General features: G+C 39.0%; 19 protein-coding genes and 3 tRNA genes. 10 read left to right on the top strand and 12 right to left on the bottom strand.

What is annotated here, in order from left to right:
- On the top strand, positions 1–3,212 hold a 3,212-nt coding region (locus tag AC1M9M_RS03905), incomplete at its 5' end, for a BapA/Bap/LapF family large adhesin (RefSeq protein ID WP_481595657.1).
- Positions 3,213–3,309: 97 nt separating this feature from the next.
- Here the strand turns inward: AC1M9M_RS03905 and AC1M9M_RS03900 are convergent.
- A complete protein-coding gene (locus AC1M9M_RS03900; RefSeq protein WP_481595656.1) occupies positions 3,310–4,272 on the bottom strand; it encodes an alpha/beta fold hydrolase in 963 nt (320 codons plus the stop codon).
- Positions 4,273–4,377: 105 nt separating this feature from the next.
- Here AC1M9M_RS03900 and AC1M9M_RS03895 point away from each other — a divergent pair, with 105 nt between their 5' ends.
- Positions 4,378–4,701 (top strand): MGMT family protein, encoded by a 324-nt coding sequence (locus AC1M9M_RS03895; RefSeq protein ID WP_035266885.1) that lies wholly within the window; start codon positions 4,378–4,380, stop codon positions 4,699–4,701.
- Positions 4,702–4,733: 32 nt separating this feature from the next.
- Here the strand turns inward: AC1M9M_RS03895 and AC1M9M_RS03890 are convergent, their stop codons facing one another.
- Positions 4,734–5,174: a universal stress protein gene (locus AC1M9M_RS03890; RefSeq protein ID WP_481595655.1), complete on the bottom strand. Its 441-nt coding sequence runs from the start codon at positions 5,172–5,174 to the stop codon at positions 4,734–4,736.
- 442 nt (positions 5,175–5,616) lie between these two features.
- On the opposite strand from AC1M9M_RS03890, the gene AC1M9M_RS03885 reads away from it, so the two are divergent.
- Positions 5,617–6,180 (top strand): hypothetical protein, encoded by a 564-nt coding sequence (locus tag AC1M9M_RS03885; RefSeq protein ID WP_481595654.1) that lies wholly within the window; start codon positions 5,617–5,619, stop codon positions 6,178–6,180.
- Here the strand turns inward: AC1M9M_RS03885 and AC1M9M_RS03880 are convergent.
- Positions 6,164–6,793 (bottom strand): CatB-related O-acetyltransferase, encoded by a 630-nt coding sequence (locus AC1M9M_RS03880; protein WP_481595653.1) that lies wholly within the window; start codon positions 6,791–6,793, stop codon positions 6,164–6,166. The genes AC1M9M_RS03885 and AC1M9M_RS03880 overlap by 17 nt on opposite strands.
- 104 nt (positions 6,794–6,897) lie before the next feature.
- Here AC1M9M_RS03880 and AC1M9M_RS03875 point away from each other — a divergent pair, with 104 nt between their 5' ends.
- Positions 6,898–7,515 carry an FMN-binding negative transcriptional regulator gene (locus AC1M9M_RS03875; RefSeq protein ID WP_481595652.1) on the top strand — a complete coding sequence of 206 codons (618 nt, stop codon included), beginning with the start codon at positions 6,898–6,900 and terminating at the stop codon, positions 7,513–7,515.
- 49 nt (positions 7,516–7,564) lie between these two features.
- On the opposite strand, the gene greA is transcribed toward AC1M9M_RS03875, so the two are convergent.
- The 5 genes from greA to yhbY all read right to left on the bottom strand — a co-directional run bounded on the left by greA (position 7,565) and on the right by yhbY (position 14,209).
- The gene (gene greA / locus AC1M9M_RS03870; protein ID WP_035266896.1) at positions 7,565–8,041 is read right to left on the bottom strand and encodes a transcription elongation factor GreA; all 477 of its coding nucleotides are present in this window, start codon (positions 8,039–8,041) and stop codon (positions 7,565–7,567) included.
- A 95-nt stretch (positions 8,042–8,136) separates the two neighbouring features.
- A complete protein-coding gene (carB, locus tag AC1M9M_RS03865; RefSeq protein WP_481595651.1) occupies positions 8,137–11,370 on the bottom strand; it encodes a carbamoyl-phosphate synthase large subunit in 3,234 nt (1,077 codons plus the stop codon).
- A gap of 14 nt (positions 11,371–11,384) precedes the next feature.
- Positions 11,385–12,527 carry a glutamine-hydrolyzing carbamoyl-phosphate synthase small subunit gene (carA, locus tag AC1M9M_RS03860; protein WP_035266900.1) on the bottom strand — a complete coding sequence of 381 codons (1,143 nt, stop codon included), beginning with the start codon at positions 12,525–12,527 and terminating at the stop codon, positions 11,385–11,387.
- A gap of 806 nt (positions 12,528–13,333) precedes the next feature.
- Positions 13,334–13,870: a DOMON-like domain-containing protein gene (locus tag AC1M9M_RS03855; protein WP_092765927.1), complete on the bottom strand. Its 537-nt coding sequence runs from the start codon at positions 13,868–13,870 to the stop codon at positions 13,334–13,336.
- A 15-nt stretch (positions 13,871–13,885) separates the two neighbouring features.
- Complete coding sequence (yhbY, locus tag AC1M9M_RS03850; RefSeq protein ID WP_035266903.1) at positions 13,886–14,209, bottom strand: ribosome assembly RNA-binding protein YhbY; 324 nt, start codon at positions 14,207–14,209, stop codon at positions 13,886–13,888.
- 196 nt (positions 14,210–14,405) lie between these two features.
- Here yhbY and rlmE point away from each other — a divergent pair, with 196 nt between their 5' ends.
- The 4 genes from rlmE (at position 14,406) to AC1M9M_RS03830 (ending at position 18,514) form a co-directional block, all read left to right on the top strand.
- Positions 14,406–15,056 carry a 23S rRNA (uridine(2552)-2'-O)-methyltransferase RlmE gene (gene rlmE / locus AC1M9M_RS03845; RefSeq protein ID WP_035266905.1) on the top strand — a complete coding sequence of 217 codons (651 nt, stop codon included), beginning with the start codon at positions 14,406–14,408 and terminating at the stop codon, positions 15,054–15,056.
- Positions 15,057–15,193: 137 nt separating this feature from the next.
- Positions 15,194–17,083 carry an ATP-dependent zinc metalloprotease FtsH gene (gene ftsH / locus AC1M9M_RS03840; RefSeq protein ID WP_035266907.1) on the top strand — a complete coding sequence of 630 codons (1,890 nt, stop codon included), beginning with the start codon at positions 15,194–15,196 and terminating at the stop codon, positions 17,081–17,083.
- A gap of 102 nt (positions 17,084–17,185) precedes the next feature.
- Positions 17,186–18,040 (top strand): dihydropteroate synthase, encoded by an 855-nt coding sequence (gene folP / locus AC1M9M_RS03835; RefSeq protein WP_481595650.1) that lies wholly within the window; start codon positions 17,186–17,188, stop codon positions 18,038–18,040.
- Between the two features lie 162 nt (positions 18,041–18,202).
- Positions 18,203–18,514 carry a DUF5713 family protein gene (locus AC1M9M_RS03830; protein WP_035266912.1) on the top strand — a complete coding sequence of 104 codons (312 nt, stop codon included), beginning with the start codon at positions 18,203–18,205 and terminating at the stop codon, positions 18,512–18,514.
- Positions 18,515–18,622: 108 nt separating this feature from the next.
- Here the strand turns inward: AC1M9M_RS03830 and AC1M9M_RS03825 are convergent.
- Positions 18,623–18,708 (bottom strand) — tRNA-Leu (locus tag AC1M9M_RS03825).
- Between the two features lie 217 nt (positions 18,709–18,925).
- Between AC1M9M_RS03825 and AC1M9M_RS03820 the strand changes: the two genes are divergently transcribed.
- Positions 18,926–20,689, top strand: a complete 1,764-nt coding sequence (locus AC1M9M_RS03820) for an alkaline phosphatase D family protein (RefSeq protein WP_481595649.1) — start codon at positions 18,926–18,928, stop codon at positions 20,687–20,689.
- 8 nt (positions 20,690–20,697) lie between these two features.
- Here the strand turns inward: AC1M9M_RS03820 and AC1M9M_RS03815 are convergent, their stop codons facing one another.
- From AC1M9M_RS03815 to AC1M9M_RS03805, 3 genes are all read right to left on the bottom strand, one after another.
- Positions 20,698–21,429: a hypothetical protein gene (locus AC1M9M_RS03815; protein WP_180028125.1), complete on the bottom strand. Its 732-nt coding sequence runs from the start codon at positions 21,427–21,429 to the stop codon at positions 20,698–20,700.
- A gap of 119 nt (positions 21,430–21,548) precedes the next feature.
- Positions 21,549–21,634: transfer RNA gene (locus tag AC1M9M_RS03810), tRNA-Leu, on the bottom strand.
- Positions 21,635–21,643: 9 nt separating this feature from the next.
- Positions 21,644–21,717 (bottom strand) — tRNA-Cys (locus AC1M9M_RS03805).
- Positions 21,718–21,870: 153 nt separating this feature from the next.
- Here AC1M9M_RS03805 and folD point away from each other — a divergent pair.
- On the top strand, positions 21,871–22,719 hold the full coding sequence (gene folD / locus AC1M9M_RS03800) for a bifunctional methylenetetrahydrofolate dehydrogenase/methenyltetrahydrofolate cyclohydrolase FolD (RefSeq protein ID WP_481595648.1): 849 nt from the start codon (positions 21,871–21,873) through the stop codon (positions 22,717–22,719).
- Positions 22,720–22,884: the final 165 nt, after the last annotated feature.

The raw sequence follows: 22,884 nt of genomic DNA, 5'->3' as shown, positions 1-22,884 counted from the left end.
CAGAAGGTCCAGCGACAGTTACAGGTGACACATGGACATATACACCATCAGTTGAATTGGCAGATGGCGAATATGACGTAGTTGCAAAAGCGACAGATCAAGCAGGTAACACAGGTGAATCTCAGCCAGAGAGCTTCGAGGTTGACACAGTAGCGCCTGAATTAACCATCGATGAGCTTAAGCCAACAAACGATACCACTCCTGAAATTACTGGTAAAACAGAACCGGGAGCGATAGTTGATGTTGTGATCAAAGACAAAGACGGTGAAATTGTCTCTGAAGGTAAAGCAGAAGTTGATCCAGAAGGTAACTGGACGTATACACCGACTGAAGAATTACCAGAAGGTCATTACGATATTGAAGTAACTCCGACTGATAAAGCGGGTAACAAAGGTGATACTTCTAAAGAACAGTTAGAAGTTGATACAACACCTCCTTCTGACATTACTATTGATCCAATTGGTGGTAATGATTTCGAATCGAATGATCCTCAACCTGAAATTACAGGAACAGGTGAGAAAGGTTCGCTAGTGGATATCGTGATCACCGGTCCAGATGGCTTCGAAGAGAAGGCCACTGTTGAAGTTGGAGAAGATGGTAAATGGTCGTATAAACCAGAAGCTGAGTTGGAAGAAGGTGACTACAAAATCGAAGCTACTCCTAAAGATGAAGCTGGAAACGTAGGTAATCCAACTGAACAAGATTTTGTAATCGACTTGACACCACCAGATATCGATATTGATCCGTGGGAAGATGATAATGATCCTTGGTTAGATATCGATCCTTGGGATGATGAAGAAGCTGCATGGGATGTGAGTGAAGCTGCATCTGTACAGGCAGTATCATTAGCTGCTGAGCCTCAAATTGCTGCATTCTCTGCTTTCGCTGCACGCTCATTATTTGTAGCTGAACCAGTAGTCACAGCAGCTCAAGTAACGGCGGTTGATCCAAGTATTAACTATACTAATGATCCACAACGTACGATTAGTGGTAATACAGTAAATAATCCTAAAGAGGTTGCTGTAGAGATTAAAGATGCTAACGGTGCTGTGGTATCTAGTGGTTTAGCAGTGTTGTCTACAGGCCGTTGGAGTTATAAACCAGCAGAACCTTTAGCAGATGGTATATATACACTTGTAGCCACTGCACGTGATGCTGCAGGTAATACTAGCCGTACAGTTTCTTTAAAATTTGGTGTAGATACGCTTTCACCTGATTTGTCAGTTGAAGAGTTATATCCTACAAACGATACTACTCCAGCAATTTCTGGTTCAACTGAACAATATTCTAAAGTTCAAGTCGTGATCAAAGATAAGAATGGAAATACTGTTGTAGATGCACCAGCTTCTGTAGATAGCTCAGGCAATTGGACATTTACACCGCCAAGAGATTTAGCGGATGGAAATTACACAGTTGAAGTAACATCTACTGATTTAGCTAAGAACAAAAAAACTGAAACTCAGCAATTAACAGTTGATACTCAAGCTCCTGATGCTGTGATTATTAATCCAATTACAGATCCAAGTGACTTGAAACCAGTATTAACAGGTAAAGCTGAAGCGAATACTACTGTCGAATTAGTGATTAAGGACTCTACAGGTCGAATTATTGATTCTGCACTTGTTCCTGCTGATCAAAATGGTAATTGGACATATCCAATCAACAATAATTTACCAGAAGGTACAATTATCGTTGAAGCTAAAGCGATTGATGAAGCTGGAAATATCGGTCCTTCATCAAGCATCGGCTTCGATTTGGATGTAACTCCTCCAGATGCTCCAACGGCAACATTTAATGCAGATGGTTCATTAGTAACAGGTACTGCACAAGCTTTATCAACTGTTAAAGTAAAAGATGCAAACAACAACGTGATTGGTACAACCACTGCGGATAGCAATGGAAACTACTCAATTAAGTTGATACCAAGTTTGAATGATGGACAAAATGTATCTGTGACCGCTTCTGATGTAGCGGGTGAATCTGCACCACGTCAAGTGACTGCTCCAAACATTCCGTTGGATGCCATTGATAATGTTGCTAAAGCTGGTATCGAGTACGAGTATCCTGTTACAGAGAAATTCATTAAAGATGCGATTTCGTACAACTGGTTAATTGGTTTCCTCGGAATTACGCTTGGTAAAACGAGTGGTGCTACAGAGTTTACAATTGGTGCAAACAAAACTGCAGATGTGCAGCTTCAAGTAAAATCGGCATCATGGGGAACATTATTAGACTCAGTATCAATTGTTCTTTACCAGCAAAATAGTTCTGGTAAGTGGGTACCAATTGCCGATAATAAATCTGCAGGATTGTTTGATTTCATTGGCTTATTTGGAGAGGTTGCTCATATCAATTTAGATGATTTACCTGCAGGTAAATATCGTATTGAAATGAGTAATGGTAACCTTGCTTCTTTACCAGGTTATGTACAGACTAATTTAGTAATTAAAGAAACTGATACAAGTACAACGCCTGTTGTGAAGTCAATCACTGAAGCGAAAGGTAATGTGATTACTGATCTTGATGCTGTACATGGTAAAGATCTTGTAGTTGCCGGTGCTGTTGTGAAAGCTGTAAATGGTGTTGCGATTAATGGTGCAACAACAATTAAAGGCGAGTTTGGTACATTAACTATCGATGCAAACGGTACATACGCTTATAAGCCAAATGCAAACCTAAACGCGATTGGTAAAACGGATGTCTTTAAATACACGATTACTGATCCTGTAACTGGTAAGTCTGATACAGCTCAATTAGTACTTCAAATTGATTCTAAATCAGGTTCACCATTGGCTTGGAGCAAATTCACACCAGAAGCAAACGCGAATGATGCTGATGCATTGGCGAATGAAACAGCTGGTAAGTTCAACTCTACTTACTTGAATGAAACAGTTTCTGCTAAAGGTTTGGATAAGTTGATCTTCAATGTGTTAAATGACAACAGCCATAACGGTGGTAACGGTGTTGACACAATCAATGACTTCCAATTAGGCAGCAATGTGAAGATTGATGTTTCTGAGTTGTTATCTGATAGTGCAACTGCTCAAAACATTGATAAATTCATTTTTGTCGAGAAAGACGGAAACAATACGAAGTTAAGTATTGATCGTGATGGCGCAGGTACAACTTATAACAAGGTTGACCTCATTACTTTCAACAATACAGATGTTTCACTTCAAGACTTGTTGAACAAAAACCACTTGTTGTTCTAATAGACTAATGTGAAAAAGAGGAACTTCGGTTCCTCTTTTTTTATTCTTGAATTAAAAAAAATGGAACATCTAAGATGTCCCATTCATTGTCTATAACTTATTTGAGTAGATTAAGAAAATTTAAATAATGTTGTACGAGGATTTGTTCTTGTTCCAATATTGGTGTATGACCTACACCTTTTAAGATGATAGGCTCTTGAGCATTTTTCAGTAATCCTTTCAGTTCAGCTGCAGCTTCTACATTAATAATTTGATCACGATCTCCCCAAATGATGAGTGTTGGTTGATCGATTGAACGAGCCGCTAGCGCAAATGTTTCAGGTGTAAATGATTTGGACATGAGAATAAGTTGCTCGACGAGTTTCGTGTTATTCGTAACATTGGATATCATGAGCTTTTCTTGTTCGACTTTCAGTTCGTTCGGTATAAATGGAGGTTGCTGTGTAGCAATTTTAAATAACCGATCAAAATCTCCAGGTCTAGAAACGATAAAATTTTTGAGTAAGTTTGGGTCTTTTAAGTAAGGCGTATTGGCTGATTTAAATACACCTGCACTGTTAATGAGTAGTAATGATTTAGTATCGATTGGATACTGAGCTGCATAAAGTAATGCTACAGCACCGCCCATGGAGTGACCGGCAACATTTAGATTTTGATCAACATGAATGGCTTCCGCAAAGCGACGTAATTTTTCAGTTAGATTTGGAATTGAATAATCAAAATCTGCAGTTACTTTACTATCACCTTGTCCAGGTAAATCAGGGATAATGACGTGATAATGTGGTGTCAGATAGCGAGCGACTCGGTTCCAATTATCCCGACTGCCTGCAAGACCATGCACAAGCATAAGTACTGGTTTGCCTTTGGTTCCACCTTCACTGTAAGCCCAATCGATGTCGGAGACTTTAATGCGCTTGGTATTCAGTCCAGCCCAAGCACGTTCTTGTTGTAAAATATTTTGTATATTTATACTGCTTGGCACGGCTTGAGTTGTCGATGTAATTGAGATTGTACCGACTGCAATTGAAGCAGCAAGTAAGTGTGAAAATATCCTATTCATTGTATTTCTCTGTGTATTGTTATTGTGCAAATTTAGATTAAGTGAGTCTGTTATGAAATGCATTTGCTCAAATCAATCATCCGATAAACTATAGGTCAATTATTGATGAATCGATCAGTATCAGCGGAAATGGCACAGTTGATCTTGGCCACAGTATCACAAATTCCTTATGGGAAAGTAGCCAGTTATGGTCAAATTGCTGCGATGTCAGGACTGCCTAAACATGCCCGTTTGGTTGGTCGTGTTTTGAATCAATTAGATGTGAGTAGCGACTTGCCTTGGCATCGTGTCATTAATGCGCAAGGTAAAATTAGTCATCAGCGTTTGGATGATCAAGGTTTTAATTGCCAGCAAGCTAGATTACTTGAAGAGGGGATCGTGTTTAACAATGGCAAAATAGATTTTAAGGTTTTTGGATGGTTCGAGTAGCTCCGTATGACGGTATACGGAGCTATCAGTTATTATTGCTTTACGACAAAAACAGGTACATTGACTTCGGTAATGAGGCTTTGTGCGACACTACCCATAATTAATTTCTTGAATCCTGTTCGACCGTGTGAGCTGATAACAATCAGATCAATATTAAGCTCATCAATCGCTTTCATTATGGTGCGGTGAATACTTTCTCCTTCGAGTATTTTAGTCTCTACATCTATTCCATATTCATTAAATTTTGCTTTAGCTTGAGCTAGGTTATCTTCAATAAATTTTCGTGCTCGTTCGATTAAAAGATTTGACTGCCCATCTGAGAGATATTCGGCTGCGATATAGGGATCGAGTGTCATCACTTGAACAACGGTAATTTTGCTATTAAATGCTTTAGCCAATTCAACAGCATGCTGAACGACGTTGAGTGCTACTTCTGAACCATCCACTGGAACGAGGATATTTTGATAATTCATGTTGTTCTCCTTTTTTAACCGTTATTAAAATAGTTCAAAATAAAGTTAAAAAATTATGCTTTCGTATTGATCATATACTGCTTTTTTTATTAATAAAACCAAGTGGATTTGTTGGAATTTTTTTAAACAGGTATTTAAGATTGGTTAACTTATTTGATAACTATATCTTTATTTATTTTTATATATACTATTTCATCAATTCTATATTCTGGTATAAGTTCCTCAGAACAAATATTAATTAAATTAAATGATAAATTTTTGTAAAATTGTATGCATCTCGATTTTTGGTGCATTATTAACATCTCATCTCTATGCAAATTATATAATCTCTGCACAATCGTTTGCGGAAATTCCAAGTTCTGAGAGTTTGGTCAACTCAATTTGTCAAAAAAACGAATTGAAATGTCGAGCACAAGACACAAAATTATATCGTGTGAAGAATATGAAGGATTCATATTACTATCTAATTGATTCTTCTCCCAAACTAGTCAAATTTCAAAAAATGGGTGAACACTATATTGAACTTAATCGTTGGGATTTTAAGAATTATAGACATTCACATCAAAGTTTTAGCGTAGACGATGAGTTTCAAAGCTCAGGAATCAAAATTTATCCAGCCCTTTATCCATTAAGTCAAAATGATCTGGCAATTGCTATCATTGATGATAGGTTTGTAAGCTACTCAGGTGGAGGGAGAACAGAGCAGTATGCGGACTTTGTTCAATTGAATCATAAAGGAAAATATAGATTAGCAGTAGCAGATCAACTTTTTTATGCTTCTGAAATGATTCGTGCATGTTTTTCAGAACATGATTATCAGACTTCAGCACATTGTTACGATGAGTCTGGAACTGTTCTAAATATTCATTTTAAACGCGGTGATCAACAATATTATCATTGGACTCTTAATTACACTGATTATATTTGGCCTGCTCACGAATCTGAAAAAAATCGAAAAGTAGTGAAATATTCAAAAAAAATATTGCCATTTAATGATCTAAATTAAAAACATAATCTGAAATTGAATTAACATCACCTGCCTGCAACTGTTCACGCATTTTTAAAAACTGCTTTTCATCTAAATCATAGAGCTTAAGTGAAAGCAGTTTCTTAACATCTTCCTCAGGAAAACGGTATTTAATAATTTTGGCAGGTACGCCACCGACTACAGCATAAGGCGGTACATCTTTGGTCACGACTGCACCAGTTGCCACCACTGCGCCTTCACCAAGTTTTACCCCTTGCATAATCATGGCACGACTACCAATCCAACAACCATCACCAATGACAGTATCGCCAGCAGACACAAAACTACGCGTATCAAAAGGAAATGCTGAAATCCAGTCGGTACGGTGTAACTGATTTCCACCCATCATGATGACACACTCAGCGCCAAAACAGACAAAATTGCCAATATAAAGCTGATCGATGGGTTTTTCTGGTGTCGAAGGTTTGTCATGTAGATAACGCACTACACAACGCTCAAAACCTTGATCCCAATAGGCTGAGTAATAACTGTAATTGCCTTTAATATGAATATTCGGATTTTTGACTGTTTTAGAGATAAATTCGAATTCGCACCAGTGATTGACAGGGGAGTTGATCAGCTTTTCAGACATGGTGAAATAAAAGGAGAATATTTTAGGGCATTATATACCAATTAAAACTTACATCCTGAATAAAAACTTTTATATTCATTGAGCATTAGAAGAATGGAAAAGCTATGTTTGTTGAAACAGAATTTAGAGAAGATAGACCTGAAGAAATATATAGAATAATAAAGGAGTATCCTCTTGCATCTTTGGTCGCACAGACCCAAACAGGGTTAATTGCTGAACATATCCCGCTCATATTAGTAGATGAACAAACATTGAGAGGACATGTTTCATTGCAGAATACACTATTCAATCATTCGATTTTGAATAATCAAATACTATGCATCTTTAAAGCAGAGGATGCTTATATTTCACCGAATTATTATCCTTCAAAATTTGAAGATCACAAAAAAGTACCTACTTGGAATTATCAAGTCGTACACATTAATGGTGAAATTCAGTTTTATCATGATCAGAAAACTAAACTTGCAGTATTAGGTCAACTCACCCAACAACATGAACGTATCACGAATGGTAAAAATGCTTGGAAAATGGCAGATGCATCAAAAGATTTCTTGATGGAAATGCTCAACCATTTTGTTGTATTTGAAATTAAAATTGAAAGAATCATTGCTAAATCAAAACTAAGTCAAAATAGAGAGGAAAAAGATTTTCGTAATGTTATTACGAAGCTTCATGAAGCTGGAAAAGTGCATCTAGCAAAAACAATGAATCAATTAAAATGAAAATAAAAAACCCCTCATCAGAGGGGTTTATAGCCTAAAATATCAAGAATTAAAGATATTCTACGCTCACAATTTCGTATTCAACTTCACCTTGAGGTGTCGTAATTTTAACTTCATCGCCTTCATTTTTACCCAAAAGACCACGCGCGATAGGGGAATTCACAGATATTTTGTTAATTTTAAAATCTGCTTCGTCGTCACCAACAATTTGATACGTTTTACGTTCTTCAGTATCCAAATTTTCAATTGTGACAGTCACGCCAAAAACAACGCGTCCATTTTGCTCAAGTTCTTTAACGTCAATCACTTGTGCAGCACCCAATTTTCCTTCGATATCTTGGATACGGCCTTCACAGAAACCTTGTTGCTCACGTGCAGCGTGGTATTCCGCGTTTTCTTTAAGATCTCCGTGTTCACGCGCTTCAGCAATCGCTGCTGTAATACGAGGACGATCTACAGTTTTAAGTTGGTGTAATTCTTTCTCAAGCGCTTCTTTGCCTTGAGGTGTCATAGGATAACGTTGCATAGTTGTCCCTCAAAAAAGTAAGTATGAAAAAATACTAAGTCTATAAATGAAAAAAAGCCCGCCACCAAGAGGTGACGGGACTTCTTGGTAGTGTATTAACCTACTGTTTGTAAGTCTTGCAAACGATATACATCCATTGGCAATTTGATTGCTAAAGCTTGGCAAACTGCATCTGCACCATTAAGGGTAGTCGTATGATAGACCTTACCTTGAAGTGCAGAACGGCGGATTGAGAACGAATCCTGCTGAGCTTGTTTACCTTCTGTTGTATTGATAATGAGGTGTATTTCGCCATTTTTCAAGCGGTCCACAATATTTGGACGACCTTCAGTCACTTTATTTACACGTTCACATTCAATACCAGCCGCTTTGATGACATCGTATGTGCCACCAGTAGCAAGTATTTTGAAGCCAAAGTCAGCAAGTTGTTTTGCAATACCTGCTGCACGTGGTTTATCAGAATCACGTACAGAGATGAACGCATGTTTAACTTCACCTTCCGTTGGAAGACCTGGTAAACGCTCATTTGCACCTAATACAGCTTTATAGAACGCTTCACCAAATGTTTTACCAACACCCATTACTTCACCTGTAGATTTCATCTCAGGCCCAAGGATTGGATCAACACCAGGGAACTTGTTGAATGGGAACACTGCTTCTTTAACAGAGAAGTGCTCAGGGATAATCTCTGTAGTGAATCCTTGAGATTCTAAAGATTGACCCGCCATACAACGTGCAGCGACTTTCGCTAAAGACTCACCGATACACTTAGATACAAACGGAACTGTACGTGATGCACGTGGGTTCACTTCTAAGATGTAAACGTCTTCGCCTTTAACAGCAAACTGTACGTTCATTAAACCAACAACACCAAGCTCTTTCGCCATCGCGATAGTTTGACGGCGCATTTCGTCCTGAATCTCTTTAGAAAGAGAGTAAGGAGGGATCGAACATGCAGAGTCACCTGAGTGGATACCTGCTTGTTCGATGTGCTGCATGATACCGCCGATCACCACGTCTTTACCGTCAGATACGCAGTCTACGTCAACTTCGATCGCGTCGTCTAGGAAGCGGTCAAGAAGAACAGGGGCATCGTTAGAAGCTTGAACAGCATCACGTAAATAGCGACGTAACTCTTCATCGTTGTATACGATTTCCATCGCACGACCACCAAGTACATAAGATGGACGTACTACAAGTGGATAGCCAACTTTCGCTGCTTCAGCCATACCTTCTTCAGCAGATTTTACAATGCTGTTGTTTGGTTGACGAAGTTGCAGACGTTGAATCATTTGTTGGAAACGTTCACGGTCTTCTGCACGGTCAATCGCATCAGGAGATGTACCAATAATTGGTGCACCAGCTTCTTCTAAAGCACGTGCCAATTTAAGTGGTGTTTGACCACCGTACTGTACGATGATGCCTTTTGGCTTCTCAATACGTACGATTTCTAACACATCTTCAAGTGTAATTGGTTCGAAGTACAGGCGATCAGATGTGTCATAGTCAGTAGAAACCGTTTCTGGGTTACAGTTCACCATGATTGTTTCATAACCGTCATCACGCATTGCAAGCGCCGCGTGTACACAGCAGTAATCGAATTCGATACCTTGACCAATACGGTTAGGACCACCACCGATCACCATGATCTTGTCTTTGCTAGACGGGTTTGATTCACATTCGTCATCGTAAGTTGAATACATATACGCTGTGTCTGATTCAAACTCAGCAGCACAAGTATCTACACGTTTGTAAACTGGGGTTACGCCCAAGTTCCAACGATGTTTACGGAATTGTTTTTGTGAAATACCCATCAAGTTCGCAATGCGAAGGTCAGATAAACCTTTACGTTTAAATGAACGGATGTTGTCCGCATTTAGATCGCCAAAACCTAAAGTTTTGATTTGGTTTTCTGTTTTGATGATGTCTTCGATTTGGATCAAGAACCATTTGTCGATCTTAGTCGCTTGGAATACATCTTCTAATGTAAAGCCGTGACGGAAAGCATCAGCAACATACCAAATACGCTCAGGACCCGGAACACGAAGTTCTTGTAAGATTTTCTCACGCGCGCCTTCAGCACCCACTTCGATTTTTTCATCAAAGCCAGTTGCACCCACTTCAAGGCCACGAAGTGCTTTGTTCATAGACTCTTGGAAGTTACGACCAATCGCCATCACTTCACCAACAGATTTCATCTGTGTGGTTAAAGTTGCGTCAGCTTGTGGGAATTTCTCAAAGTTGAAACGTGGAACTTTAGTTACAACGTAGTCAATCGCAGGTTCGAAAGATGCTGGAGTTGTACCGCCAGTGATGTCGTTTTTAAGCTCATCAAGGGTATAACCAACCGCTAATTTCGCAGCGATTTTCGCAATAGGGAAACCAGTTGCTTTTGAAGCCAATGCAGAAGAACGAGATACACGTGGGTTCATCTCGATCACAACCATACGGCCAGTATTTGGACAAATACCAAACTGTACGTTAGAACCACCTGTTTCTACACCAATCTCACGTAACACTGCTAAAGATGCATTACGCATTAACTGATATTCTTTATCTGTTAATGTTTGTGCAGGTGCAACAGTGATTGAGTCACCTGTGTGTACGCCCATTGGGTCAAAGTTTTCAATCGAACAGACGATGATACAGTTGTCGTTTTTGTCACGAACAACTTCCATCTCATATTCTTTCCAACCAATTAAAGATTCATCGATCAATAATTGTTTGGTTGGAGAAAGATCGAAACCGCGTTCACAGATTTCAAGGAATTCTTCTTTGTTGTATGCGATACCACCGCCTGAACCACCCATGGTGAATGATGGACGGATAATCACTGGGAAGCCGAAACGTGCTTGAATTTCTAAAGCTTCTTCCATTGATTCAGCGATTGCTGCTTTTGGACATTCAAGACCAATTTTACGCATTGCTTGGTCGAAAAGTTTACGGTCTTCCGCTTTTTCGATCGCTTCTTTCGTTGCACCAATCAATTCAACATTGAATTTTTCTAAAATGCCATGCTCATCAAGGGCAAGGGCACAGTTCAATGCAGTCTGACCACCCATTGTTGGAAGAACTGCGTCTGGGCGTTCTTTCTCAATGATCGCTGCAACAGTTTGCCAAGTGATTGGCTCGATATACGTTGCATCTGCCATTGCAGGGTCAGTCATGATCGTTGCAGGGTTAGAGTTTACCAGAATTACACGGTAACCTTCTTCACGTAATGCTTTACATGCTTGTGCACCTGAGTAGTCAAACTCACACGCCTGACCGATAACAATTGGACCAGCACCAATAATTAAGATGCTTTTAATATCCGTACGCTTTGGCATTATTTGCTCCTCAATTACTTCTTAGATGCTTCAATAAGTTCGATGAAATGATCGAACAATGGTGCGCAGTCATGTGGACCTGGGCTTGCTTCTGGGTGACCTTGGAAACTAAACGCAGGCTTATCTGTACGATGAATCCCTTGAAGAGTTTGATCGAACAATGATTTGTGCGTCGCTTTAAGGTTTGCAGGTAATGTTTCTGCATCCACTGCGAAGCCATGGTTTTGAGAAGTAATCATCACTGTACCATCTTCGATGTTTTGTACAGGATGGTTCGCACCATGGTGACCATGAGGCATTTTCACCGTTTTAGCGCCAGAAGCGAGAGCAAGAATTTGGTGACCCAAGCAAATACCGAATACAGGTACGTTACGAGCATCTTCAACAATTGTTTTTACAGCTTCAATTGCATAGTCACATGCTGCAGGATCGCCAGGACCATTCGATAAGAATACGCCATCTGGATTTAGAGCAAGAACTTTTTCAGCAGGAGTTTGTGCAGGTACAACAGTTAATTTACAACCGCGGTCTGCGAGCATACGTAAGATGTTGGTTTTGACACCGTAATCATATGCGACAACATGAAATTTTGCTTCTGGTTGGGAGAAACCTTGACCTAATTTCCAAGAACCTTCAGTCCATTCGAAACCGTTTGGATCACAGCATTCTTTCGCAAGGTCTAAACCATTCAGACCGCCGAATGCACGAGCTTTTTCTAAAGCTTCTTCTTCTGTAATATTTTCACCAGCTAAGATACAACCGTTTTGTGCACCTTTAGCACGTAAAATACGTGTCAGTTTACGTGTATCAATGTCAGCGATAGCGACAACATTGTGAGATTTTAAGTATTCGCCTAAAGATTGCGTAGATCGGAAGTTGCTGTGCAATAAAGGTAGGTCACGAATGATCAATCCGTTTGCCCATACTTTATGAATTCGACCTGACTCAGCGTCTTCATCATTACAACCTGTGTTACCAATGTGTGGATAGGTAAGCGTAACAAGCTGTTGTGCATAACTTGGGTCAGTCAAAATTTCTTGATAGCCAGTCATGGCAGTGTTGAAAACGACTTCACCAGTCGTACTACCCGATGCACCGATTGACGTTCCTTTAAAGATCGTACCATCGGCAAGGGCTAAAATTGCTGGGGTGCTCAAACCAAAGCTCCTGAAATTTAGGCTGTAAAAAAGCGAGTAGACGAAAAAAAAGGAAGGCTACTTTAAAACCCACCCTCCTTACATCTGCTCGCTTGAACTTAACACGGCATTATACGCAAACACCTTGATAAAGTCCACGTAAATAAACCTGAATTCGTCAGATATATACCTTGTAATTTGTTTAAAAGTCTGCTTTTTAAACTTTGGACAAAAGTCTAAGAATGTAAGAATTGTTTAATAATTCAAAAGTTAAGTTTTATCACGATTTATCAAAATTTATGTAGACTTACAATTAATAAGCTAAGTTTCTGAAACAGAATAACAAAGCTTCTGAAAAGCTGATTTGTTAAATAGAACAAATGTTGAAGTTGCTCCAAATGCTTCCTAAAAGTTCGAAAAAAGTACTAATTAGGTCAATTTACAAGTATTTTAGAAAGGACTGATTAAATATGGAAAATAGAGGTAAATATTGAATTGCTTGTTAAAAGCGTAGGTTCAATTATTTAAAGATGAAATTGGTAGTTAGCATGTTGGGTTTTAAAAATTAAACCGAGATCGAATTTAAAGAGATTTGACGCTACTTCGGTGTTTGTGAAGAAATATTTAAGAGCAAATTGGGCTGTTCAAGTGATTAAGGACAATTTTGAAATTAGAAATGAATAACAGGAATTACAAATATAACTAGATATAACACGTTGAGATCAGCTGTATAAAACTTAACTCTAAAAGAGGTGGGAAGAGTCTACAACTATAGAACTGAAATATTGGGGTAAAAAAAATAGTGAGATTAAATCTCACTATTTTTTTTAAAACTGATGCAACCAATCGCGCTTGTTATGGAAGTCAGCCTCAGGACTACTATGCTGCATCGCATAATAATGTTTAGCTTGCGATGTGTTTAATACAGCGGATAAGCCAATAAAAATATCCTGCCATTTCAATTTATGTTTTAACATAAACTCCGTTAGATCAAGGCTCACATTTAAACCATAGTGCGTCTTTTTGAGTGAATTCAGTTCTATGTCATAAGCTGCTTGAGGTGGCATATCTTCAGGGTAACGATACTCTTCAAATTGATACGCTTGCCAAGCTTGAGAAGGGGAGAGATTGACTTCACGATAAAAGTCCTGATCTTTCACCCCAATGAAAATTTCAAAGCAGGTTTCTTCCCAAAGAAAATCTCGTCGTGGATGTCCAGCTACAATTTCCGGATAGACTAAGTATTGATTTGGGTCACGTAACCAATAGCCCACATTTAGTGTATATGGACTCACTTGTTCAATTGCACCAACCAGGGAGATATCAAAGTAACGGTCAAAAGAATTTAGTTCGTAACTTGCCATTCAATGCAACTCAAATTAATTAGAAAGATGTGCGTGGCGAACAAGATTCGAAAGTTTAGGATTTTGTTTTGCCGCTTTCTTATATAAAAGTGCAATCTTTCCAATGGTTTGAACAACCTCTGCACCAGTGACTTCGGCGATTTCAGTAATGACTGCTGCACGAGCATCACGATCTTCACCGCCAATTTTTACTTTAATTAACTCATGATCATTTAAAGCACGTTGAGTTTCTTCAATGACATTTTCAGTTAAACCTTGACCACCTAACATTACCACTGGGTTAAGTGCATGTCCGATTTGACGCAAACGTTTGCGTTCCTGAATTGATAAAGCCGCCATAAAGATAACCTAATTTTAAAAACGACTTAGTATAGCAAATCAAGTGATCAAACGCTTATGTTTCTCAGAAATAATCGATCAACTTAAATCAAAAAAACATAAACGATAATCTTGAATTAGATACAGATGAATACTGCAAGGGGGATAAAATTCACGTACAATAAAAAGTTAGAAGATTACGTGTATTTAAAGAGTTATGGCAACACGCATTACCAATCAGAAGTTATCCAAAAGTAGTCGTGCGTGGATGAGAGAGCATTTAGATGACCCGTTTGTGAAAAAAGCACAAAAGGAAGGTTATCGTGCGCGTGCTGCATATAAATTGCTTGAAATCCAAGAGAAATACAAAATCATTAAACCTGGTATGACTGTCGTGGACCTTGGTGCTGCACCTGGTAGTTGGTCCCAAATCGCCGGAAAATTAGTGGGTGATAAAGGTTTAGTGATTGCATCAGATATTTTGGAAATGGATGCACTTCCAGATGTGACGTTCCTGCAAGGAGACTTTCGAGAAGAGGAAGTTTTCGAAAAATTGTTAAATATTTTAAATGGACGAACTGTAGACGTTGTAATTTCAGATATGGCCCCCAATACATCAGGTAATAAGGCCGTTGATCAACCTCGACAAATTTATTTGTGTGAACTTGCATTAGACTTTGCCAATAAAGTTTTAGGTCCGAAAGGACAGTTTGTTGTCAAAGTTTTCCAAGGAACTGGTTTTGACGAATTCCGTAAGGAAGTTGTAGACAGTTTTGAAGTATTAAAAACTGCAAAGCCTGCTGCTTCGCGTGCTCGTTCGAAGGAAGTTTTTTTAATTGGACAGGGCCGTAAAAAGAAATCGCAATAAAGTGACTTGCCAAGTCGCTAAAAAATGTGCATTTTGTACCTTTTGAATATTTTATTGCGAAATTGATTTACTCGCTTTTTGTTAAAGGTCACCCAATTTTGGGCATGATCAAATTAGATTGATATGGGAATAAAGCTTTGAGCGATCTCTTTAAGAATGCCGTTTTATGGCTTGTTATACTTGGTGTGCTGATATTAATTTTCAGCAACATTAGTGACCGTGATAAGCCTGCTGCATTGAACTATTCAGAATTTGTTGCAGCGGTTAATGCTGGTCAAATTAAACAAGTTACCATTGACGGTGAACGAATTAGTGGCGAAAAAGTAAATGGTTCTCCATTTGAGAGTATTCGTCCTGCGGTTCAAGATCCTGAGTTAATGCCGAATCTCATCAAAAATAATGTCGTTGTTGAAGGCACTGCTCCGCAACGTCAAGGTTTATTGATGCAGCTTTTGATCGCAAGCTTTCCAGTACTTTTAATCATTTTGTTATTCATGTTCTTTATGCGCAACATGGGTGGCGGTGCTGGTGGTAAAAACGGCCCGATGAGTTTTGGTAAGTCAAAAGCAAAAATGCTTTCAGAAGACCAAATCAAAGTCACTTTCACAGATGTTGCGGGTTGTGACGAAGCGAAACAAGAAGTCGTTGAAATTGTTGATTTCTTGAAAGATCCAACAAAGTTTAAGCGTCTTGGTGCGAGCATTCCTCGCGGTGTCCTGATGGTAGGTCCACCGGGTACAGGTAAAACTTTACTTGCGAAAGCGATTGCTGGAGAGGCTAAGGTTCCATTCTTTAGTATCTCAGGTTCAGACTTCGTAGAAATGTTCGTTGGTGTTGGTGCATCACGTGTACGTGATATGTTTGAGCAAGCGAAACGCCATGCGCCGTGTATCATTTTCATTGATGAAATTGATGCGGTGGGTCGTCATCGTGGTTCAGGTACTGGCGGTGGTCATGATGAGCGTGAACAAACCTTGAACCAGATGTTGGTTGAAATGGATGGTTTCGAAGGTAATGAAGGTATCATCGTTATTGCTGCGACTAACCGTGCTGACGTGCTAGATAAAGCTTTACTTCGTCCGGGACGTTTCGACCGTCAAGTGATGGTTGGACTTCCAGATATTAAAGGTCGTGAGCAAATCCTGAATGTGCATTTGAAAAAATTACCTTCAGTGACTGGTGTGGATGTCAAAGTATTGGCACGTGGTACTCCAGGGTTCTCTGGTGCGCAATTGGCAAACTTAGTCAATGAAGCTGCGTTATTTGCTGCACGTCGTAATAAAAATACGGTCGATATGCATGACTTTGAAGATGCAAAAGATAAGCTTTATATGGGGCCAGAGCGTAAATCAATGGTTCTTCGTGAAGAAGAGCGTCGCGCAACGGCTTATCATGAAGCAGGTCATGCGATTGTAGCTGAAATGCTTCCAGGCACAGACCCAGTACATAAAGTCACGATCATGCCACGTGGTTGGGCATTAGGTGTAACTTGGCAGCTTCCAGAGTTTGATCAAACCAGTCATTACAAAGACAAAATGTTGAATGAGCTTTCTATTCTGTTTGGTGGTCGTATTGCAGAAGAAATTTTCATTAATCAGATGTCGACTGGGGCTTCTAATGACTTTGAACGTGCAACAAAAATGGCGCGTGCAATGGTGACTAAGTACGGTATGTCTGACAAGATGGGTGTCATGGTTTATGAAGAAGATGCTCAACAGTCATTTATGGGTAGTCTAGGTGGTCGTACTATTTCTGAAACGACTCAACTTGAAGTTGATCGTGAAATTCGCCGTATCCTAGATGAGCAGTACAAAGTTGCACGTGATATCTTAGAAAATAATAAAGATATTGCCCATGCGATGGTAAAAGCTTTGCTTGAGTGGGAAACGATTGATCGTGATCAAATCCGTGACATTATGGAAGGTCGTGAACCTCAACCACCTAAGGTATATGTGGCTGAGAATCCAATTGTAGATGTAACCCCTACAGATGGTCCTTCAACGCCTCCACCTTTACCAGCAAGCTAAAATGAAGGAGCCTCTTATGAGGCTCTTTTTTTGTGTTGAAATTATCCCTCATGTTTAAATTTTACTTGATATCATGTGAATAGATTTTCTAGGAACATCAATATGCAACTTATCTCTTTACCTAATCAGATTCTTAAATGTGATGCATTGGAACTTGATTTGTCAAAGCCTCATGTAATGGGTGTGTTAAATGTAACGCCAGATTCGTTTAGTGATGGTGGTAAACACAATAGTGTAGAGGCGGCACTAGAGAGAGCAAAGCAAATGATTGCTGAAGGGGCGAGTGTTATTGATGTAGGTGGTGAGTCAACTCGCCCTGGCGCATCTGCTGTTGATGTTCAAGATGAAGTAGATCGTGTAGTTCCGGTCGTTGAAGCGTTGTCAAAATTGAATGTAGTGATCTCAATCGACACTTCTCAACCAGAAGTGATTAAAAAGGCGGTTAAAGCTGGAGCGCATATTTGGAATGATGTCAGAGCATTAACAAAGCCACATGCTTTAGAAACAGCTGCGGAATTAGATATTCCAGTCATTATCATGCATATGCGTGGTGAGCCAACCACAATGAACCAGTTGGATCAATATGATGATATTACTTTAGATGTGATTTCAGAATTGCAAACTCGATTAGATGCAGCATTAAATGCAGGAATTAAACCTGAAAATATCATGATTGATCCGGGTTTCGGATTTGCAAAAAATGCACATCAAAACCTGAAATTATTAAAAGAGTTGTATAAATTAAATGAGTTGGGCTATCCAATGCTTTCTGCATTATCTCGTAAGCGATTTATTGGTGAAGCTTTAGGTGGTGTACCTGCACATGAACGTGCAGTGGGTTCGGTGACGGGGCATCTGTTAAGCATACAGCAAGGAGCATGTATGGTCAGAGCACATGATGTAAAAGAAATGGTGCAAGCTATTCAAATTTGGGCAGCAATGAATAGTGTTAGTTAAATTAAAGGCAGATTTAAGGCGGTTAAAATCATCAATGAAAATATTGGCTTAGTTATACTTTGATTAAAAGTGAGATTTACTCCTCGTTTTTATTGTTGGTTTAATGTCTAGCTTGTGTTATATAAGCTCGGTTTTTGTTAATGCTATTACTTGAGCTTTAATATGTTGAATGATGTACTTCTCCCGATGTTCGACGATGAATATTATCCTGATATTCTCGTGGCTGAAATTCAGCAACTCATTGAAAAATTCTCAAAGAAGGTATCTAAGGTGAATTCCGATGCTGAGATTTATCAAATCGCCAATGATATTGTGGCGGAAATTAATGAGATGAAACCTCAGTTCGAAGATCTTGATTCTTCTCTTGATGATGCAGCAGCAGACTATATTGCTGAGGCAATGATGATGGTCGTTCAGGAAGAGGGATTCTTAGATATCGAAATGGAAGAACTTGTTTCAAATAGAGAGTGGTAAATCGCTCTCTATTTTTTTGTGTTGTTATTGTTGTGGCTAAACGCTAGGCATAAAAAAACCAGCTTACGCTGGGTTCTTTATTTACACCATTATTCTCTATCAGAAGAATGGTGCCCGAGGCCAGACTCGAACTGGCACGCTTTGAGGGCGGGGGATTTTAAATCCCCTGTGTCTACCGATTTCACCACTCGGGCATGTGCGCAATAATAGAGGACACTTTTAAGCTTGGCAAGAGAAAATCGTATTATTTGCTTTCTTTTCAATCAAATTGCATTTATTAGATTAAAAAATATAAATTTTGGGGCGATGGTTTATGATATTTGTACATTAAATTGTCATCTGATTGCAATTTTAGCTTCATAAATACGGTTTAAGTTCGAAGTTAAAATAACTCGCCAATTCGTAAATAAAATGAAAAATAAAATCTCAAGACGCGCATTAATTAAAAATTCATTGGCTGGATTAGGTGCGATTTCACTGCCTGTTCTGATTACAGCATGTAATGGCGATGGTCAAACCAGCAATGAGCATAAAGTTGATTTTTTGCATGGAGTGGCGAGTGGAGATCCATTACAGGATCGAATAATTCTTTGGTCGCGAATAACACCTACAGATGTGGCGGCAACATATGAATTAGATTGGGAAATTGCACTTGATGAGAATTTTTCAAATATTGTTCAGATGGGGAAAATCAAGACTTCTGCTGCTAAAGACTTTTGCTTGAAAGTCGATGTACTTAATTTGAGTGCCGATACTCGTTATTATTACCGATTTAAATATGGGCAGATACATTCTCCAATTGGTCGTACGAAGACCTTAGCAACCAAGTCCAATGCGGTTAACTTTGCGGTATGCTCATGCTCAAATTATCCTGCTGGTTATTTTTATGTGTACCGTGAAATTGCGAAGCAGGACGTGGATGCTGTGCTGCATCTGGGTGACTATATTTACGAATATGGCAAAGATGGGTATGCAGCTGAACAAGCCGAAAAGCTTGGTAGAACACTCGATGTGGATAATCAAAACGAGATTTACCGTCTAGAAGATTATCGAAAACGTTATGCAAAATATCGAACAGATCCTGATTTACAAGCGGTTCATCAACGTCATCCATTTATTCTGATTTGGGATGATCATGAGCTGACAAATGATGCATGGAGAGCTGGTGCGCAGAATCATCAACCTGATTTAGAGGGAGATTTCGTAGCACGAAGAACAGCAGCCCTAACCGCTTATTTTGAGTGGATGCCAATCCGCGAAAAAAGCAATAACGATATTCTTCATATTTATCGTCAGTTTAATTTTGGTGATTTAGTTCAACTCAATATGCTAGATACACGTATGTTGGCACGTGATGAGCAACTGGCTTTTGCTCCATTTATGGATGGTGAAAATCTAAATGTTGAGCAATTTAGAGCGGCATTATTGAATGAGCAGCGACAGCTAATAGGGATAGATCAGTTAAATTGGTTGGCGAATAGTCTTCAGAGTTCTCGTGCAATATGGAATGTATTGGGTCAGCAAGTATTGATGGCGAAAATGTTGGTACCTGCTGAAGTATTGCAAATATTAAATGTTGCCAAAAGTGGAATGGTAGATGACAACTTTTTAATAGAAGCTCAAAAACGTCTGATGGAGTTGGTCGCGATTAAATTGCGTTATAAAAATAGTGACCCGAGCTTAACTGACGCTGAATTATTAAGAATCCTAACCGTGATTCCTTATAATTTAGACGCTTGGGATGGTTATTATGCTGAGCGTGAGCGTGTTTATGCTTTGTATGAGCAGTATCAGAAGAAAGTTGTTGTGTTGGCTGGAGATACCCATAATGCGTGGGAGTCTGCATTACATCAACAAAATGGTGAGAAGGTGGGGATTGAATTAGCAACAAGTTCAGTTTCTTCACCAGGTATGGAGAAATATCTCAATTTACCTGAGAACTTAATGCAACAATTTGAACAAGTGTTTATCCAATTGATTGATGAATTAAGCTTTTGTAATTTGAATCAACGAGGCTATTTAAAATTGAGCTTTGATTCTACGCAATTGAGTGCAGATTGGTTGTTTTTAACAGATATTCATTCACAGAAGTATCAAGTTGATCAACTCAGATTGCACTCAACAATGTATGATACCAATTTGAATATAATTAAAGTAATGCAGCAAGCAAGTTGATCGTAGCGCTACATGATGCTATCGATATATTTTTCTATATCGGTATGCTTGTAGCGCATACACAATTTGTTTTCATAGTTCATCAAATGAACATAAAGTTGCGCATTTTTTTGTTTTTGTTCAATCAATAATTGATGCTGCTTTGAGTTTTTGGATGAAAAGATTAGTTTTAAGTAAAGCTTAAAATTTTGTTTATAACTCCAGAAAGCCACTCTACGAATTTCTTGAATGTAGTAATAGTTTTCTTTAGAAGTATTTTCTCGGAATAAATTCTCTTTATAAAATTTAACGAAACCAAAATTCATAGCGAAATAAAACAAAATTCCCTGTAAGAACCAACTTTCCATAAAAGCGATATTTAAACTTTGTAAAAGAATGAGGATGGTCAGTTTGAATGGGGTATTTTTAAGTTGCTGGTAAGTTGAGATGCTACTATGCTTGATCTGTTTGAGGATGATTGGCGTAATCAGCATAAAAAATAACATGATACACAACACAGCACTCCCGCCAGATTGAAAGCCTTCTAAAAAAACAATGTGTTGTTTAAGCAAAAGGGTTAACAAATATGAGCAAGGGAGGAAAATCATTAATGCAAGTGCAAGCGGGATCAGTTCTTTACGCTCATCTAGAATCCCTTTGGTCTTTAACTGACTATAGAGCAAGAAGTTTTTTTTAAACGCTTGAGGATATTGTTGTTTTAGTTCTTGGAGATATTGAGCAACTTGCTGATTTTGATTCATTTGAATATGAAATTCTGAAGATGAGTGATTATAGCAGATGAGTTTAAAGAAAATGCAGACATAAAAAAACCAGCTTACGCTGGGTTCTTTATTTACACCATTATTCTCTATTAGAAGAATGGTGCCCGAGGCCAGACTCGAACTGGCACGCTTTGTGGGCGGGGGATTTTAAATCCCCTGTGTCTACCGATTTCACCACTCGGGCTTAACAAGATGGAGGCGGAGGTCGGAATCGAACCGGCGTACACGGAGTTGCAGTCCGCTGCATGACCACTCTGCCACCCCGCCATGTCTTGTTGATGCGTATATTAACAAGCTCTGAAAAAAAAACAATAGTGCTTTTATTCGTATGTGCAGAAAAACAGCATATAACGGAAATTATTTAAAATATTCATGTAGAATGTGCGAAATTGATTCATATCAACACTTGGGAGATGTGCCGTGGCATTAGTTTTAGATGGTCGTGCATTGGCAAAACAAATTGAGGCTGATTTGTTAACTCGCGTAGAAGCGTTAAAAGCAAAATCAGGACGTACTCCAATTCTTGCGACGATTTTAGTAGGTGACGATGGTGCATCTGCAACTTATGTGCGTATGAAGGGTAATGCATGCCGCCGTGTTGGTATGGATTCACTTAAAGTTGAACTACCAAAAGAAACGACGACAGAACAATTGCTTGCTGAAATTGAAAAACTCAATGCAAATCCTGATGTTCACGGTATTCTTTTACAACATCCAGTACCTGCGCAAATTGATGAGCGAGCGTGTTTTGATGCGATCTCACTTGAAAAAGATGTGGATGGTGTTACTTGCCTTGGTTATGGTCGTATGGCAATGGGTGAAGCGGCTTACGGTTCTGCGACACCTGCTGGTATTATGACGATTCTGAAAGAAAACAACATCGAAATCGAAGGTAAGCATGCGGTTGTTGTAGGTCGATCTGCAATTTTGGGTAAACCAATGGCAGCTATGCTTCTCGAGGCGAATGCTACTGTAACGATTTGTCACTCTCGTACACAAGACCTTGCTAGCTTTGTGAAGCAAGCGGATATCATTGTGGGTGCAGTGGGTAAAGCTGAATTGATTCAAAAAGATTGGATTAAACCTGGTGCAGTAGTTGTTGATGCTGGTTTCCATCCACGTGATGGCGGTGGTGTGGGCGATATTCAACTTGTTGGTATTGAAGAAATTGCTTCAGCTTACACACCAGTACCGGGTGGTGTAGGTCCAATGACAATCACAACGTTGATTCGTCAAACAGTTGAAGCAGCTGAAAAAGCTTTAGGTTAATATTATCTCCCTCTCTTGCGCCGTATACGGCTCAGGGAGAGGGTTGGGGTGAGGGTATTGAGTTAGATAAATCCTCTCGCTAACCCTCTCCTTTAAAAGGAGAGGGAATTCTCTTTATTAATTTAGGTTTCGTATTTGAAACTCAAATTTTGTATATTTAAAAAT

This window comes from Acinetobacter sp. ANC_7503 (assembly GCF_056780035.1).
This window is presented reverse-complemented; position numbering and strand designations above follow the sequence as displayed.